Source organism: Streptomyces sp. NBC_00873 (assembly GCF_045207415.1).
Lineage (GTDB): Bacteria > Actinomycetota > Actinomycetes > Streptomycetales > Streptomycetaceae > Streptomyces.
Genome location: NZ_CP108803.1, coordinates 5,431,910 through 5,448,336, shown reverse-complemented (window position 1 = coordinate 5,448,336; position 16,427 = coordinate 5,431,910). Strand labels below are relative to the sequence as shown.

Below are 16,427 nucleotides of genomic sequence, written 5' to 3'. Positions count from 1 at the left end.
AAGGTGAGCGTGACGCGGACGCAGGCCGACGCGCGGCACTGCTGGAGCGTGTTCGGCCAACACCGAGCCGACGGCCGGGCATTCACGCGAAGCCAGCAAACCGAGTCGCGTGATTTGACATCCGACCAGCTCCGGCTGCTCTCCGTCGGTGCAGCTACCGAATGCACGCGGGACGGGCGTGCGCCGCGGTGCGGCCGTTCCCTGCTGCGAAGCCGTGCTCACAGCCTCGCGCCACTTCGGGGGCGTCTGTCAAACCGGTACGAGCTCAGGTGTTGTCCACTATCCAACGCCAGGCGCGTTGTTTGTATGTGTGTCCTGCCCCGAGGGCGAGTCGCTCGTCACGGTCTTTGGTGAAGTCGCCACGTTTGCAGGCTTCGGACTCGTTGTCGATCCAGCAGCAGATGGCTCTATAGGCGTTCGCGGCGTCGCTGATCTGGCTCATCGTGTCGGGGAGGTGGTACCCGGGGTGGCGGTGGGAATCCCCGATCGAGCTTTGCTCACTGAGGTCGGTCCTGGTGAGCGGCGGGGTGGAGCCCCAGAGTTTCTTGATGAGGGCGCTGGTATGTCGGGGCGTCCAGAGGGTGTTCGCAAGTTGGTGCCACAACGGCTTGGTTTCTGACAGGTATCGCTCTATGAAAGTCTCGTCCCGATCGGGCGACGAGGCATGCATCAGGCGGTACTGCATGCGACCCACATGGGCGATCGAGAGAGAGGCGTGAGCGGAGTCGAGGATGAAAGTGGTCCTTTGGCGCTTGTGGACCTCCACGAGCTGGAAGCAGACGGCCCCTTCTCCGCCGTGGGTGTTGTAGGCGATTACGCAGAGCGCCTCTTCCTCGTTGCCCGAGACACGTCCAGCGAACATGGTGCGTTCCGCGTCACGCCCGAAGCTTGTGGCGGCAATGATGGGTTTCTGCTCCCCCAACCGGCTGCAGAACTGTTGTAGAGCTAGGGCGACCCATTCATTTTCGGCGACGCTGTAGGAGGTAGTCACGACCGACATGACCTGCTCGGTATCGGGCCGCACAAGTGCCTTGTAGCCGCGCACCGGGGTTGCTTTCCGCTCGCCACGCCGCTTGATCGGCACCAAGACCTCTCGTTCCTCAACGGGCCAGTGTAGGCCGGCGGACTCGAGCATCGGTGCTGCCAGATGCCCTTCGCCCGACCACAGGTCAAGCGATGGGCCGTGCTTGCGGGCGAACCGCAAGAAGGGCGGTGTCTCACTCGGAGAGCCGGGGTGCAGTTCGTGTCTTTCGAGGTAGAACTTCCCAGCCTTAGCGTCGCGGTAGTGGTACACGGGCTACCGCCTCCCGCTCGATGACAGCTTCACGGTGGGCGAGTAGATCTGTGAGATTGCTTCGGACGTCCTGCTCACCGTCGTGGCCTTCCTGCCTGGTATCCCGTTGATCATCGGGGATCGTAACCGCCAACACGGACAGGTGTGATCGGAACCCGTAGGAACGCCATCAACCCCCGGTGTAGACGCAGTCGGCGCCTCGAATCAGGCTGGCGGCCGCGGTGAGCTGATCGTGTCAGCGGCCGCGCAGGCCCACGAGGACACCTCGCTGCTGGATGGCCGCAAGGCGCAGCTGGCGATCCTGAACCTGGGGCAAACCCCCAGCGACGAGCTGTGCCAGGGGCTGTGGGACCGCAAGACCAGCGCCGGGCAGCACGCCATGAATGCATCCGCGTGGATGGTCGGCTGCAGGGACGCGCCGTCCCCGTAGCCCACCGCGCAGTAGTAGCCTGCGGGCATCGTTCAGGGTCGGCCGCTGGGGGGCAGCACGTGATCGTTCGGACCATCGCGCCAGAGGGCATGCCGCGCCCTACAGGGGAAGAAGGCCGCGTTCTCCTCGATGCGATCTGGGCGTACTTCAGCGAGTACCACCAGTGGCCGACCTTCGACGACATCGATCGGAAGCTGTACGCGCAGGGCCTGCGGTTCGAGGAGGTCGTACAGCAGCTGTGCCCCGCACTGCTGCAAGGAGTTGACCCCGACCTCGCGCAGTTGCCGCAGGGCTCGCAGGAGCTGTTCCTGACCATCGCTGGCGCTGCGAACTGCACCGACACCGGAGCGGCCATCGGCACATTCCTGGAGATGGTGCGGAAAGCGGCCGGATTGGAGCTCGCCTGGCTGCCCGCGGATCGCAACGAGCTGCCATGGATGCAACCCGGAGACCTTGGAGCCACCCAGAGCGGCTTGAAAGCCGAGGCGGTCTTGAGGGAGGTCATGTTCGCCGCCGCCGCGTTGGGGGTGCGTGAGACATGCTTCCGAGGTGGGGGCATCAACCGGGAGACTCTGGACTGGACGCTCAACTTCGACCGGGGCATTCGGCCGTTCGCCGGCGTGAACGAGCTGGGGGACTACTGGCGCATCCGCGAGCAGGTGCTGGGGCCCGAGCGGACCGAGGCCGACAACCGGCCCTTCGCCAAGCGACGCATACTGCACGCGGTTCCCGTGCCGGTAGCGCCGCCTGTCCCCGCCGCCGGGCCGCCGGAGCCCATGTCTGTCACCTGCATCCTGCATCCGAAGATCGCGGAGGTCGCTGCCGAGAGGTACAACCGCGGCGCCTACAACGACGCGGTGAGGAGTGCGTTCCAGGCGGTGGAGCACCGGGTGCACACGCTGGTCGGGCCGACAAACCTCGTCGGTGACAGGCTCATGGGTATGGCTTTCGGCAACAAGCCAGACCCCCCGTTGATCACCGTGACTCGGTTCACGGACGGCTCCCTGGAGAGTGAGCAGAACGGCATGCAGGCACTGTTCAAAGGTGCGGTGCAAGCACTGCGTAACCCTCGAAGTCATGGGCCGGACCGGGCGGACGACCGCGACGAGGCCGACGAGATGTTGGCGTTCGCCAGCTTCCTCATGCGGCGTCTGGACATCGAGGACGACAAGCGCAAGGCCGCCGGTTCGGGTTCGTGATCGCACGCTGCCTCTAAGCTGGCTGCGGGCGTGGGGCCTTGCATGCCTGGAGGCATCCGTTGAGGCTGCGTGAACTGGTCATCGACGCCTGGTCGTGGATCAACTACAAGCCGGCCATGGCCGACCCGCAGCGCCCCGGCCACCGTGCCTTCCCCGAGATCAACCACTCGTGGGTGCCCGAGCCGGACCGGCGGCGTTTGGCCGTGTACAAGCTCTTGGCCGCCTACGACAACAACCAGGCCGGGCAGCTCGCCGCCGCCACCGGCGACGACCACGGCCTGGAGCGCCGCGAGTTGGGCGACCCGGCCAAGCTCATCGACACCACGCTGGGCTACCTGCTGGGCGCGGAGCAGACCATCGTGGTGCCCGGTGCCGAGCACGCCGAGCACCACCACGGGTCCGCCGGCGCCGATCGGGCCGGGCGTGACGAGGGTGACGACCCGCCGCCCGGTGCTGTTCAGGCAGCCGACGTGCAGGAGCGGCTGCGCGCCTGGGCGGACAAGGAACTGTGGCCGCTGCGGATCCAGCAGGCCGAACGCTGCGCGGTGCGCTGCGGCGACGCCGTGTACACCCTGGCGTGGGAACCGGCCAAGCAACGGGTGCTGCTGCGCACCTACGACCCGGGGTTCTACTTCCCCGAGTGGGACGACGGCGAGCAGGACAGCTCCGAATACCCCTCACGGGTGCACTTCGCGTGGGAGCTGCCCGCCGACCCGGTGCGCGGGCTGAAAGCCCGGGTGCGACGCATCACTTACGAGCTGGGGCCGATCGGTGCGGCGACTGCGCCCGGCATCACCGAGGACGGCCGCGCTATCCGTGAGCAGGTCGCAGGCGCTGACGGCGACCCCGCGCTGACCGTCGGCGACACCCTGCATCCGGTGACCGGCATGGTGCAGCGCACCTACCCGTGGGCGCCGGGCCGCCCCTCGGGCACCACGTGCTACCTGTCGGATGCCGAATGGCTGCTGGAAGACCTCGGCGGCGCCCACGACCTGTACTCGCTGCCCGCCGACAAAGCGTCCTACCGGGTTCGCTCCGACGGGCAGGTCCTGGACCGCCTCGACCTGATGTGCGACTTCATACCGGTCGTGCACGTCCCCAACACCATCCCCGACGGCGGCGAGCACTGGGGCAAGTCGTCGCTGGGCACTGTGCTGCAGCTGCTGGACGAGCTGGCCGCCACCGACACCGACAGTGCGTCCGCCTCCGCGACGACCGGCACCCCGATCGTTGCCCTGTCCGGGGCCCGCCTTCCCATCGACCGCACCACCGGGCAGCCGCTGCCGGTGCGCGTCGAAGCTGGCACGGTGTGGCAGCTGTCCGACACCGGCAGCATGGACGCTTTGGACACGTCGGCGCAGCTCGCCGAACTACGCCAGCGCATCGACCACATGCTCACCCGGCTCGCCTCGAACACCCGCCTGACCACGGCAGGGCTCGGCAGTCTCGACCCGGCGTCGGTGCCGTCGGGGTATGCGCTGCAGCTGGCCTTGGGACCGCTGGACTCCCTCATCGCCGCGATGCGTCTGGCCCGCGCCCACAAGTACCAGCTGATGCTGCGCATGGTGCAGCGCCTGCACCAGGCCGGGCAGGTATGGCCCGCCGGCGAGTCGCTGCCCGCACGCCTGGTGTGGGGTGCGCACACCCCCACCGACCGCACCACCGTCCTCGCTGACGTCGTGGCCGGTTACGCCGCGGGTGTGTTCTCACTGGAGACGGCTGTGCGGATGCTGCAGGACGCGGGCTACCCGATCGAGGACATCCCCGAGGAGATCGAGCGGATCCAGCGTCGGGCCTTCGACCAGGCGGCCAGATTGGCGGATGCCACCGGAGATAACGCGGCCGTGAGGGAGTACTTGCAGTTGCCCGAGGCCGACCCCGTACCGCAGGTGCCACTGATCCCCGATGCCCAGCAGCTGAGCCGCAGCCCGGCTACGCCGTCCCAGTCGCCGGCGTCAGGCGAGACGGGCTCGACGGGGACTGGAATTAGCTAGACAGATGGTGCGTGGCCCTCGGTACCTCGCCGAGGGCCTGCCACCCGAGCCGTGCGCTACCGAACGAGCGAGAGACGTGGTCGTTCGCGGTCTGCGAGGTCCGCGCTGGTGTGGTTGGTGCCGGTGCGCGCGGTGACGATGAGGCCGAAGACCCAGCTGCTGAGCTCCTCTGGGGAGACGTGCAGGTCGCGGGCGACGTCGTGGAGCGTGATGCCCTTGGCCTTCATTGCGGTGAAGACCTTGTCAAGCAACTGGGAGCTCTCACGGCTGGGCATGCCGGATGGTTCCGATCGGCGATAGCCGAGTTTGCCCAGGTCGATGCAGGCGCGGCGGTAGTGCCAGTCCGACAGCATGTCCAGGTCGTGCAGCCGGTAGGTGAGCGCGAGGGCGGCGACCTTCCAGATCTCCTTTCCGCGAAGGATCTGCTGGACCAGAGGTGCATTCGGCATGTGTTCCATGACGCTGCTGCGCGGCATGAGGAACGCGCTGGCGAAGGCGTTCGCTTCTTGCTCTGCCTGGGGGCCAGCCAGGGAGCGGTCTTCTCCGTGCAGGACGAGGTGTCCCAGCTCGTGGGCGGCATCAAAGCGGCCCCGCTCCGGCGTCTTCAGCGTGTTGAGGAAGACGAAGGGGGTGCCGTCCCGCCACATGGCGAAGGCGTCGACGTCCGCGTACTCGGGAGGTAGGGAGAAGACGCGTACGCCGTGAGCTTCAAGGAGATGCACCATGTTGCTGATGGGCGCGGTGCCGAGGCCCCAGCGGGCGCGGACCATTTCGGCTGCGGTTTCCGGGTCCGGCCTGCCCAGGGTGGGGATCCCGTTTGCGGGCAGACGGAAGCGGTCATCGATCCAGGCATGAAGTTCCAGCGCGAGGCGGCTGGCCCAGAGGGCAGCGTCGCGAGGGCCTGCTGCCAGCTTGCTGCGGGCGCGGAAGGACACCGCCTCCAGCGGAACTGGCTCGAGGTCGGGTTGGAAGAAGAAGGACTCGGGGAAGTCGAGGGCGGCTGCGAGCCGGGCGAGGGTGTCAGGGGTGGGCTCGGTGCGCCCTCGCTCGTAGTTCGAAAGGCTCTGCACGCTCACCCCCACGCGCGTCCGGCGCTGTCTACGCTCCTTGCTCCTACAAGAAGCGCGCCCGCCTGCTCGCGTGGATCAACGCCGACTGGGGCTGACTACACCTGTGCCTGCCTCACGGGCACGGCCAGACCACGGGGACGAAAATAGGACAGCTTCCCGGAGCTGTCGAACGACCCCGCTGTGCTGCTCAGCCAGCTGTCCCAGGAACTGAGCAGCTCGGCCCGCCAAGGTCGGCTTGATGCGGACCTCTCCGACGATCTGCAACATAAACTTTCCGAAGCTCAGGACAAGCTGGCCGAGGGCAAGGAGAAAGGAAAGGACAAAAGCAAAGAGGTACGCGACCGCGTACGCGACATCCAAGACAAACTCGCCGATGCAGAGGAACACCAGGAGTTCACCAGCACTCCCGAGCTCGACCGGCTCCTCGATCACCTCGCATCCCTGGTCGGGGCTACCGCTTAAGAACTCCTAACAGGGTGAGAGTTTCTTCAGTCGTCCCCAGCAGATGATGCTGCAGGCCAGGCTGAGGAAGGCTTCGTGGATGTCGTCACGGATCTCCCAGCGGATGCGTAACCGGCGGAACCAGTGCAGCAGCGCGAAGCTCTGCTCGACCACCCACCGGTGCACGCCCAGCCCTGAGCCGTGTTCGGTGCTACGGCGGGCGATGAGCGGGGTGATCCTGAACGACGTCCACCTGGTTTGCTGGCTCGCACTCCTGGCAGATCACGAGTAGAGAATCTCGACGACTCTGACCGGCTCTGCTGACTGGGTTCTGTTTCCTGGAACCGGTGCGGAGCTGGGCGCTGCAGTGTTGGTCGGCGCGGGGGCGCTGCTGCTGGAGGACGACACCGTTATGGCCCGCCCGCTGCCCGACCCGCACACCCCCATCGGTCACCGACGCGACGGTCGCCCGATCTTCCCGATCGTGGGCGCGGACCCCACCGACCCGTCCAACGACCAGCTCCCAGACCCCGCCCAGCCTGCCGGCCAGACGGGGCAGGCGATGGACCAGGAGACGCTGACGCGGCTGCTGGCCCGCGAGAAGCAGCAGGGCGAACGTGCTGCGGTGCGCAAGCTCGTGGAGCAGCTGGGGTTCGCCAAGACCGACGGCACATTCCGCCCCAACGGCTCACCCCCGCCTGCGCGGGGAGGACAAGGGCCCGTCCCACATGGCGAAGCTGACTGGCGGCTCACCCCCGCCTGCGCGGGGAGGACTCGGCCTCGTCAGGCTGCACGTCGAAGACGCGCGGCTCACCCCCGCCTGCGCGGGGAGGACGGACCCCGATCGACGACGGCTCAGCCCCGCCTGCGCGGGGAGGACATGCGTCGATGTCGACACCATCGAGACCGAGGCGGCTCACCCCCGCCTGCGCGGGGAGGACAAGCGGACGGGCTTCTTCGCGATGTCCTGGACCGGCTCACCCCCGCCTGCGCGGGGAGGACCGGCGAGAGGGGGGCGCTCATGCCGCCACCGCCGGCTCACCCCCGCCTGCGCGGGGAGGACGCCACCTCGTCCGCCCGCCGCGGATCCCACACCGGCTCACCCCCGCCTGCGCGGGGAGGACGACAGGGACACGCCGGCGTCCTTCGCCTTGGACGGCTCACCCCCGCCTGCGCGGGGAGGACTCACCACCACCGTCCGCGCCCTGCGGTAAACGCGGCTCACCCCCGCCTGCGCGGGGAGGACTCCCAGTCGCGCCGGACCTTGTAGCTACTCGGCGGCTCACCCCCGCCTGCGCGGGGAGGACACTGCCCCGGTGATCCGGCGGATCGCCTGGTACGGCTCACCCCCGCCTGCGCGGGGAGGACACCGGCGGACCCCGCTTCGACAAGCTCCGCCCCGGCTCACCCCCGCCTGCGCGGGGAGGACGCGGACGTTGGTTGTTACGTCGCGCCACGTGGCGGCTCACCCCCGCCTGCGCGGGGAGGACACCTGTGGATCGGGCAGAAGACGAAGAAGCCGCGGCTCACCCCCGCCTGCGCGGGGAGGACGTATCGGCCACTTCCCCACAGGTAATGACCCGCGGCTCACCCCCGCCTGCGCGGGGAGGACCCAATGCCGATCTTGAACAATTCCCAGACCGGCGGCTCACCCCCGCCTGCGCGGGGAGGACCCAATGCCGATCTTGAACAATTCCCAGACCGGCGGCTCACCCCCGCCTGCGCGGGGAGGACTGCCGTTCACGTTTCGCGTGCACGACATCCAGCGGCTCACCCCCGCCTGCGCGGGGAGGACCGGGCCGTGGCGCGGCCGATCGATCGCAGCTGCGGCTCACCCCCGCCTGCGCGGGGAGGACCGCGTCGCGATCGTGGCGAGACCCGCGACAGACGGCTCACCCCCGCCTGCGCGGGGAGGACCGTCGAGCAGACCCGAGACGCCCCGGACCGTACGGCTCACCCCCGCCTGCGCGGGGAGGACGACGTGGAAGCTGCGAATCACCCTGAACCCGGCGGCTCACCCCCGCCTGCGCGGGGAGGACGCAATGGGTCGGCCTCACCCCGAACACTCAGGCGGCTCACCCCCGCCTGCGCGGGGAGGACCCGTTGCGCCGCGTCTCCGTGGCACACCTGAACGGCTCACCCCCGCCTGCGCGGGGAGGACTCCCGTCCGGCCGACGAAAGTGACGTGCTCGCCGGCTCACCCCCGCCTGCGCGGGGAGGACAGGCCACGGCCCACGAGCCCCTCATGGGTGCGCGGCTCACCCCCGCCTGCGCGGGGAGGACGTCGCTCCCCGCGGGAGGGTTGAACCGAGGGTCGGCTCACCCCCGCCTGCGCGGGGAGGACGCGGGCGCGGATGGTGAGCTCAGCCCACCCGCCGGCTCACCCCCCTGCGCAGGGAGGACGCCATGTCGTGGACCCGCTCGAGGTCGGCCCGCGGCTCACCCCCCGCCTGCGCGGGGAGGACTTGCCGCCGGTGCCCTGCATGACCTTGAACAGCGGCTCACCCCCGCCTGCGCGGGGAGGACTACTGGACCGACACGGCGGCCTTGGTGCCGGGCGGCTCACCCCCGCCTGCGCGGGGAGGACCCGGTACTGGGGCTCATCATCCCGATCGTGTTCGGCTCACCCCAGCATGCGCGAGGAGGACGTGACCGACATTGTCGGCGTCCGCGGCGACCGCGGCTCACCCCCGCCTGCGCGGGGAGGACCGCTCCCAGCGGGAGCTGCAGGACCGCGTCAGCGGCTCACCCCCGCCTGCGCGGGGAGGACCATTGACGCGGACGCCGCCACATTGTCCGTGACGGCTCACCCCCGCCTGCGCGGGGAGGACTCGGCACGCTGCTCGTCCGCGCCCACGGGTGACGGCTCACCCCCGCCTGCGCGGGGAGGACTTCAGCAAGTACCACGGGGACCGGTACCGCGACGGCTCACCCCCGCCTGCGCGGGGAGGACGGAGCCCTCGACCCCACCAAAGCGCCGTCCGGCGGCTCACCCCCGCCTGCGCGGGGAGGACGATTTGAACGGGGACGGTTCGCACGATCCCCCCGGCTCACCCCCGCCTGCGCGGGGAGGACTGCGTCGATGTCGACACCATCGAGACCGAGGCCGGCTCACCCCCGCCTGCGCGGGGAGGACGTCTCCTCGCTCGCCGCGCCACCACTGGTGGGCGGCTCACCCCCGCCTGCGCGGGGAGGACTTCGGCTTGGGCGGCGTCACCACGGGCGGCGGCGGCTCACCCCCGCCTGCGCGGGGAGGACGCGTCCCGCTACTCCAAGAAGACGGCTCACCCCCGCCTGCGCGGGGAGGACGCCGAGCGTCAGATGAGCGAGGTGTCCGTCGACGGCTCACCCCCGCCTGCGCGGAGAGGACGTCGGCGGCACCAACGTCCTCAATGACCCCAGCGGCTCACCCCCGCCTGCGCGGGGAGGACCTGTAGCTGCTGCCCGCACCGTTGACGACCGTCGGCTCACCCCCGCCTGCGCGGGGAGGACGAGCACCTGATGGGCATGTACCACTCCACCTACGGCTCACCCCCGCCTGCGCGGGGAGGACCGGACGAGGTGGCGGCCCGGGTGGATTCGGTGCGGCTCACCCCCGCCTGCGCGGGGAGGACCACCCATGTTCAAGCCCAACCCGTTCACCTCGCGGCTCACCCCCGCCTGCGCGGGGAGGACGTGCCCTCCGAGAGCGTCCGGCCCGCGGAGTTCGACTCACCCCCGCCTGCGCGGGGAGGACGCGGACAGCCGGTCCAGCGCGGACCCGCCAGCCGGCTCACCCCCGCCTGCGCGGGGAGGACCTTGTTGTAGCCGAACTCGAACGAGTTAGCGTCGGCTCACCCCCGCCTGCGCGGGGAGGACGCGTACCCGCTCGCGGCCGGCGCGCGTTTGGACGGCTCACCCCCGCCTGCGCGGGGAGGACCGGCCGCCGATGCGGCACTTCTGCCCGCACATGGGCTCACCCCCGCCTGCGCGGGGAGGACGAGAACACGACGGCCTTGGCCCGTTCCATCCGCGGCTCACCCCCGCCTGCGCGGGGAGGACGAAGGGCCCCTACTCCTCACGGAGGGGGGCCCGGCTCACCCCCGCCTGCGCGGGGAGGACTTGAACGTCACGGTCGCGTCCTACAGACCAAGCGGCTCACCCCCGCCTACGCGGGGAGGACAGCGTCCGCCCGTGCGGGCCCACCTGACCCGACGGCTCACCCCCGCCTGCGCGGGGAGGACGAACAGAACACCAAGCTGTGTCACCCGGTTCACGGCTCACCCCCGCCTGCGTGGGGAGGACTCCGGGGGCACCGGCACTCAGGAGATGGACAGCGGCTCACCCCCGCCTGCGCGGGGAGGACGCCCGGTGCTGCCAGTTCAGTGCCTCCACTCGCGGCTCACCCCCGCCTGCGCGGGGAGGACTGCTCGGTCGTCTGGTCGCACCGCATGGCGCTCGGCTCACCCCCGCCTGCGCGGGGAGGACGCGATGATGACTGCCTTGTCCATGTACCGGACCGGCTCACCCCCGCCTGCGCGGGGAGGACGTGTTATCGATCTGATTCAGGACGTTCCTGGCCGGCTCACCCCCGCCTGCGCGGGGAGGACGGCATTCCGCCGGAGATACCGCGCGGGTCCACCGGCTCACCCCCGCCTGCGCGGGGAGGACCAGGGCACCGGCCTTTACGTCCAGCCCGGTTTCGGCTCACCCCCGCCTGTACGGGGAGGACGGCGGCGTCGCAGCTCGCCGACAGCTTGCCCTCGGCTCACCCCCGCCTGCGCGGGGAGGACGTGGTCACCCCGTCCGGCGGGGTGCATCTGTACGGCTCACCCCCGCCTGCGCGGGGAGGACTACATCACCGTGGACGGAGAGAAGCGCCCCTTCGGCTCACCCCCGCCTGCGCGGGGAGGACTTCTGCTGCTCGGTCAGGGAGTCTTCCTGCACCGGCTCACCCCCGCCTGCGCGGGGAGGACTTGCTCCCCTTACCGGCGGCCGCGGCATCCGGCGGCTCACCCCCGCCTGCGCGGGGAGGACTTGTATCGAAGCACAGTGTTCGACTGGCCACCCGGCTCACCCCCGCCTGCGCGGGGAGGACTAAGAGGGTCCCGGAACTACCCGCACGTATCGCGGATCACCCCCGCCTGCGCGGGGAGGACGGTGTTGCGCGACCGCGGCCTCATCGACCAGTAGGCTCACCCCCGCCTGCGCGGGGAGGACTCGGACCGATGCATCGTGGTGTCCGAGGACGACGGCTCACCCCCGCCTGCGCGGGGAGGACGTGGTCCCTCGACGTGATGCCCGTCGGCAACGCGGCTCACCCCCGCCTGCGCGGGGAGGACTCCCACATGGTCGCCGAGAACGTCCTCACGGACGGCTCACCCCCGCCTGCGCGGGGAGGACTTCAAGGCCGTCACCGGACGCATCCCCAACGCCGGCTCACCCCCGCCTGCGCGGGGAGGACACCGGCGGCGCAAACATCCTCTCCGACCCCAGCGGCTCACCCCCGCCTGCGCGGGGAGGACGTCCTGGCCGTGGCCGCCGGATCCGCCGGCACTGGCTCACCCCCGCCTGCGCGGGGAGGACGTCGTACCGGGCGGACACCCGGGTGGACTCCAGGGCTCACCCCCGCCTGCGCGGGGAGGACACGAGCGGGGGCCGCCGGAACCTGGCTCGCCTCGGCTCACCCCCGCCTGCGCGGGGAGGACTGCTTGAAGAACGCGGTCAGGGAGGACAGGCGCGGCTCACCCCCGCCTGCGCGGGGAGGACGCGTACTCGTCCCCGCACTCCTCGCAGCCGTGCGGCTCACCCCCGCCTGCGCGGGGAGGACGTCCCGGGCCCGCTGAACGTGCACGTGGCGACCGGCTCACCCCCGCCTGCGCGGGGAGGACATGCGTCGATGTCGACACCATCGACACCAAGGCGGCTCACCCCCGCCTGCGCGGGGAGGACGACATTGTGAAGCGGCACAACCTGCCGGTCATCGGCTCACCCCCGCCTGCGCGGGGAGGACCGAAACTCGCGGTCGTGTGCGCTGCACCCCCGCGGCTCACCCCCGCCTGCGCGGGGAGGACACCAGCCATGGTTCCCCCCTGATCGTTGTCCGCGGCTCACCCCCGCCTGCGCGGGGAGGACACCTCGGTGGCGTCGTTGAGTTGCTGCTCCGTCGGCTCACCCCCGCCTGCGCGGGGAGGACGACATCGGATTCGTCCGCGACGTCGCCCTGCTCGGCTCACCCCCGCCTGCGCGGGGAGGACATGGCAGACATTACCGAGCAGGTCACCACCCGCGGCTCACCCCCGCCTGCGCGGGGAGGACGTGCGGTGGGCCAGGTCACGGGGTAGCGGCGCCGGCTCACCCCCGCCTGCGCGGGGAGGACATCCCGCCGAACCCCGGCACACACGGCGGCCGCGGCTCACCCCCGCCTGCGCGGGGAGGACCTCGTCCTCGGCGCCTCTTCCCTGTTCGCGTTCGGCTCACCCCCGCCTGCGCGGGGAGGACGTGATCGCGATGTCGGCGGCTGCCGCCTGCTCCGGCTCACCCCCGCCTGCGCGGGGAGGACCGCTGCTGACCAAGGCGCGCCTCAAGGACTGGCGGCTCACCCCCGCCTGCGCGGGGAGGACATAGCTGCCGTCGACTGGGCCCACGCCTCCGACGGCTCACCCCCGCCTGCGCGGGGAGGACGAGACCCACGGGATTGTTGCTGCGATCTTCAACGGCTCACCCCCGCCTGCGCGGGGAGGACCTCTTCACTCCAGCTGCTCATCGGCCAGGTTCCGGCTCACCCCCGCCTGCGCGGGGAGGACGACCGCACCCCGTCTGACCTGCGCCCTTCCCACGGCTCACCCCCGCCTGCGCGGGGAGGACACTTCCCGACCTGCGGCGTTAGGAAGGCTTTGCCTTTTCTTGACTACGATCATTGCGGCACATTTCGGTGCTCGGTGGTTGGCCTACATTACCGCCGACGACCGTCACGTCTGGTTGCGGTGCGGGCAAATCCGGGGTTTTTGGGTTGCGTTGTCGGTGGTGGCTGCTATCTCTGTATCCGCGGTGACTGTGCCGCAGGGGAGATGGGGGGCGCCGTATGCCGGTTTCGGCTGTGGATGTGCGGTTGTGGGGGAAGAGCAGGGGGCTGACGCGGTCGTACCCGGTGATCTGTCATCTGCTGGATACGGCGGCTGCTGCGGGGGCTTTGTGGGACATGACGTTGACCGACGAGGCCAAGGCGCAGGTGGCGCGGCGGCTGGGTGTGTCGGTGGAGGTGTGTCGGCAGTGGCTGTGCCTGTGGGCGGGGCTGCACGACATTGGGAAGATCAGCCCGCCGTTCCAGGCCATGGTGCCCGAGGCGTACAAGGTGTTGGCCGACAACCCAGCGTACGTGCACAAGCCGGGGGCAGAGCGGGAGAGGCTGCGCCATGACGTGGCCGGGCACTGGGCGTTGACGCAGATCCTGGCCGATTGGAACTACCCCCAGGCATCTCCCCCCTCCCGATCTCCGCATCATCAGGTCGCTCAGCTGCTGGGGGGCCATCACGGCTGCTTCCACCGCGCGCTGGAGGCCAAGCACCTGAAGAACCTCGAGGGATGGATGCCGGAGCTGGGCGGCCCCGGTTGGGCAGCCCAGCGGCGCGAGCATGCTGAGGCGGTGCGACACCTGGTGGGGGGCGACGGCGGGGTGCCGGCGTTGGAGCGGGCGTTGCCGGCTGATGTTGCGGTGCGGTTCCTGGGGATGATCGTGGTCGCGGATTGGCTGGTGAGCCAGGAGAGTTTGATCGAGGCCAGGTTGCCCGGCGAGGGCTGGGAGGCCGGGGAAGGAGAGTTGCAACGGCACTGGGACATTGCCGTCTCGCAGGCCCGGAGTGTCGTGGCGGCCGCCCGGCTGGGTGTGGCGCGGTTTCCTGCTCGTGGTTTCGGCGAGCAGTTCCCCTTCGCGCCCAACGCTTTGCAGGCATCTGTGGCGGAGGATCTGCCGGGGCTGACTGCTGGCGGGGGAGGGGGTTTGCTGCTGGTCACAGCGCCGACCGGTGACGGCAAGACCGAGACGGCGCTGCATGCGGCGTCGGTCATGGCACGGGCGTCGGGGGCGGGCGGCCTGTATTTTGCGCTGCCTACGATGGCCACGGCGGACGCCATGTTCGGCCGGGTGGCCGGCTTCGCCGAGTCGAACGTGGACGGGGCTCGGGCGCTGACGCTGCTGCACAGCATGGCGTGGCTGAGCGACGCCTACGGACAAGCCGCGACGACGCTTGGCTCCGCGGTCGACGGAGGTCTGGGCGCGACGGTGTCCGACGCGCACACGAGCACCGATGCCGGGCGGTGGCTGCGGGGCGCCAAGCGCGGCCTGCTCGCCCCGTTGGGCGCGGGCACGATCGACCAGGCGCTGACCGGTGTGCTGCCGGTCCGCTACAACGCACTGCGCCTGCTGGGCCTGTCGAACAAGGTGTTCGTGGTGGACGAGGCGCACGCCTACGGGCCGTGGATGCACAGCCTCCTGGTGCGGTTGCTGGAGTGGCTGGGGGCGATGGGCACACCGGTGGTCCTGCTGTCAGCGACGCTGGCGGGCCGTGCGGCGACGTCGCTGGTGGAGGCCTACCGGCGCGGTTGCGGTTTCAAGGATTCGGTGGCGGTGGAGCCGGTGTATCCGGGCTGGCTGTACGTGGACGCGGGCACCGGCGCGGTCTCGACCCCGCGGCCGGTGGCCAGCGGCAGGCCCCGCACCGTGCGGCTGCATGTCGAGAGCGTCGCATGGGACACCAGCCTCCGGGGCGCAGACCCGGTCGGGGACGGTACCCGAAGTGCGGCGCTGGCCCGGCACCTGGAGCCGGTGGTGACCGATGGCGGGTGCGCCCTGGTGTGCTGTACGACGGTGGCGGAGGCGCAGCGCACCTACCGGCTGCTGCAGGCCCGGTTCCCCGAGTTGGCGGCGGAGCCAGACGGGCTGATGCTGCTGCATTCGCGGTTTCCGGCGCAGCGGCGCAAGGAGATCACCGACGTCTGCGAGGTGGCGTTCGGCAAGCCCAGTTCCGATGACGCGCCAGGCCGGCGGCCGCGGCGGGCGATCCTGGTGGCCACGCAGGTGGTGGAGCAGTCACTGGACCTGGACTTCGACCTGGTGGTGAGTGATCTGGCCCCACTGGCACAGCTGCTGCAGCGGGCCGGCCGCTGCATGCGGCACGAGCGTGAGGGCCGCCCCGCCTGGGTGGGCCGCGATCCGCGGTTGGTAGTCCTGGAACCCACGGCGGATGGGCAGGTCGCGGTGCCGCGCACGTGGGGCACCGTCTACGACGTGGCTCTGCTACGCCGGACTTCAATGTTGTTACGGGAGTCGCAGACGACGGGGATCGCGGTGCCCGGTGATGTGCAGCGGCTTGTCGATGCCGTCTATGCGGAGGACTTCGCGGACCGGCTGCCGGCCGCGGCGGCCGCGGAACTGCGTCGGCAGGACGCCGAACGTGAGGCGTCGGAGCTGGCCGAGAAGCAGTTGGCGACGATGACGGCAGTGCCGCCGCCCACCGGCTTGGTGAACCTGGCCAAGTTGACCGACGCCGGCCTGGGCCTGCTGGACGAGGCATTGGTGACCACCCGGCTGGGCGCGGACTCCGAACGGGCTGTGTGCCTCTACCGGCAGCCCGGCGGGGAATGGACGCTCGATCAGGAAGGTGAAATCCCCGTTCCCGCCGCCGATGGTGCCGGTGACCGCACGCGGCTGGACAGGGGCGACGTCCGGGTCGTCATGCGGCAGACCGTGCCGGTCCCGGGCCGGTGGCTGGCCCAAAGCGGACCCGACCAGAACGTACCCGCGGGATGGGCAGACCAGCCGGTCCTGTCCGACTTGGTGGCCTTGCGCATGTCCCCGACCGCGCAGCAGCTGCTGGACGGCGATCCAGCCGACATCAGCTGGTCGTGCCGGGTCGGCGACCACACGCTGACGATGTCCGACATCGGACTTCGCCGCTCCTGAACCCACTACCGCTCGCGCCGCCGCTTCGTCCGGGAGCGGCGGTAACTCACCCATCTTCC

At 70.4% G+C, this 16,427-nt stretch carries 7 protein-coding genes, 1 pseudogene and 2 CRISPR repeat arrays; of the genes and pseudogenes, 5 read left to right on the top strand and 3 right to left on the bottom strand.

Annotated features, from left to right (window positions below):
- Nucleotides 1-265 precede the first annotated feature (265 nt).
- Nucleotides 266-1,294 carry a hypothetical protein gene (locus tag OH809_RS25265; RefSeq protein ID WP_406515643.1) on the bottom strand — a complete coding sequence of 343 codons (1,029 nt, stop codon included), beginning with the start codon at nt 1,292-1,294 and terminating at the stop codon, nt 266-268.
- 232 nt (nt 1,295-1,526) lie between these two features.
- Between OH809_RS25265 and OH809_RS25260 the strand changes: the two genes are divergently transcribed.
- The 3 genes from OH809_RS25260 (at nt 1,527) to OH809_RS25250 (ending at nt 4,917) form a co-directional block, all read left to right on the top strand.
- On the top strand, nt 1,527-1,724 hold the full coding sequence (locus OH809_RS25260) for a hypothetical protein (protein WP_406515642.1): 198 nt from the start codon (nt 1,527-1,529) through the stop codon (nt 1,722-1,724).
- Between the two features lie 89 nt (nt 1,725-1,813).
- On the top strand, nt 1,814-2,923 hold the full coding sequence (locus OH809_RS25255) for a TIGR02391 family protein (RefSeq protein ID WP_406515641.1): 1,110 nt from the start codon (nt 1,814-1,816) through the stop codon (nt 2,921-2,923).
- 59 nt (nt 2,924-2,982) lie between these two features.
- A complete protein-coding gene (locus OH809_RS25250) occupies nt 2,983-4,917 on the top strand; it encodes a hypothetical protein (protein WP_406515640.1) in 1,935 nt (644 codons plus the stop codon).
- Nucleotides 4,918-4,973: 56 nt separating this feature from the next.
- Here the strand turns inward: OH809_RS25250 and OH809_RS25245 are convergent, their stop codons facing one another.
- The gene (locus tag OH809_RS25245) at nt 4,974-5,993 is read right to left on the bottom strand and encodes a helix-turn-helix domain-containing protein (protein WP_406515639.1); all 1,020 of its coding nucleotides are present in this window, start codon (nt 5,991-5,993) and stop codon (nt 4,974-4,976) included.
- 174 nt (nt 5,994-6,167) lie between these two features.
- On the opposite strand from OH809_RS25245, the gene OH809_RS25240 reads away from it, so the two are divergent.
- Complete coding sequence (locus OH809_RS25240; protein WP_406515638.1) at nt 6,168-6,449, top strand: hypothetical protein; 282 nt, start codon at nt 6,168-6,170, stop codon at nt 6,447-6,449.
- Between the two features lie 6 nt (nt 6,450-6,455).
- Here OH809_RS25240 and OH809_RS25235 read toward each other — a convergent pair.
- Nucleotides 6,456-6,665: pseudogene (locus OH809_RS25235) on the bottom strand (transposase); the annotation flags it as partial.
- 613 nt (nt 6,666-7,278) lie between these two features.
- Nucleotides 7,279-8,772: direct repeats of the CRISPR family, unit length 29 nt; unit sequence CGGCTCACCCCCGCCTGCGCGGGGAGGAC.
- Between the two features lie 152 nt (nt 8,773-8,924).
- Nucleotides 8,925-13,274: a CRISPR direct-repeat array (repeat unit 29 nt; unit sequence CGGCTCACCCCCGCCTGCGCGGGGAGGAC).
- Nucleotides 13,275-13,491: 217 nt separating this feature from the next.
- Here OH809_RS25235 and OH809_RS25230 point away from each other — a divergent pair.
- Nucleotides 13,492-16,368, top strand: coding sequence for a CRISPR-associated endonuclease Cas3'' (locus OH809_RS25230; RefSeq protein WP_406515637.1), 2,877 nt, complete (start codon nt 13,492-13,494; stop codon nt 16,366-16,368).
- The last annotated feature ends 59 nt before the right edge of the window (nt 16,369-16,427 follow it).

Bases quoted from the DNA above. Each gene is read 5' to 3' on its own strand.
- OH809_RS25255 (WP_406515641.1), top strand. From the start codon at position 1,814: ATGCCGCGCCCTACAGGGGAAGAAGGCCGCGTTCTCCTCGATGCGATC.
- OH809_RS25230 (WP_406515637.1), top strand. From the start codon at position 13,492: ATGCCGGTTTCGGCTGTGGATGTGCGGTTGTGGGGGAAGAGCAGGGGG.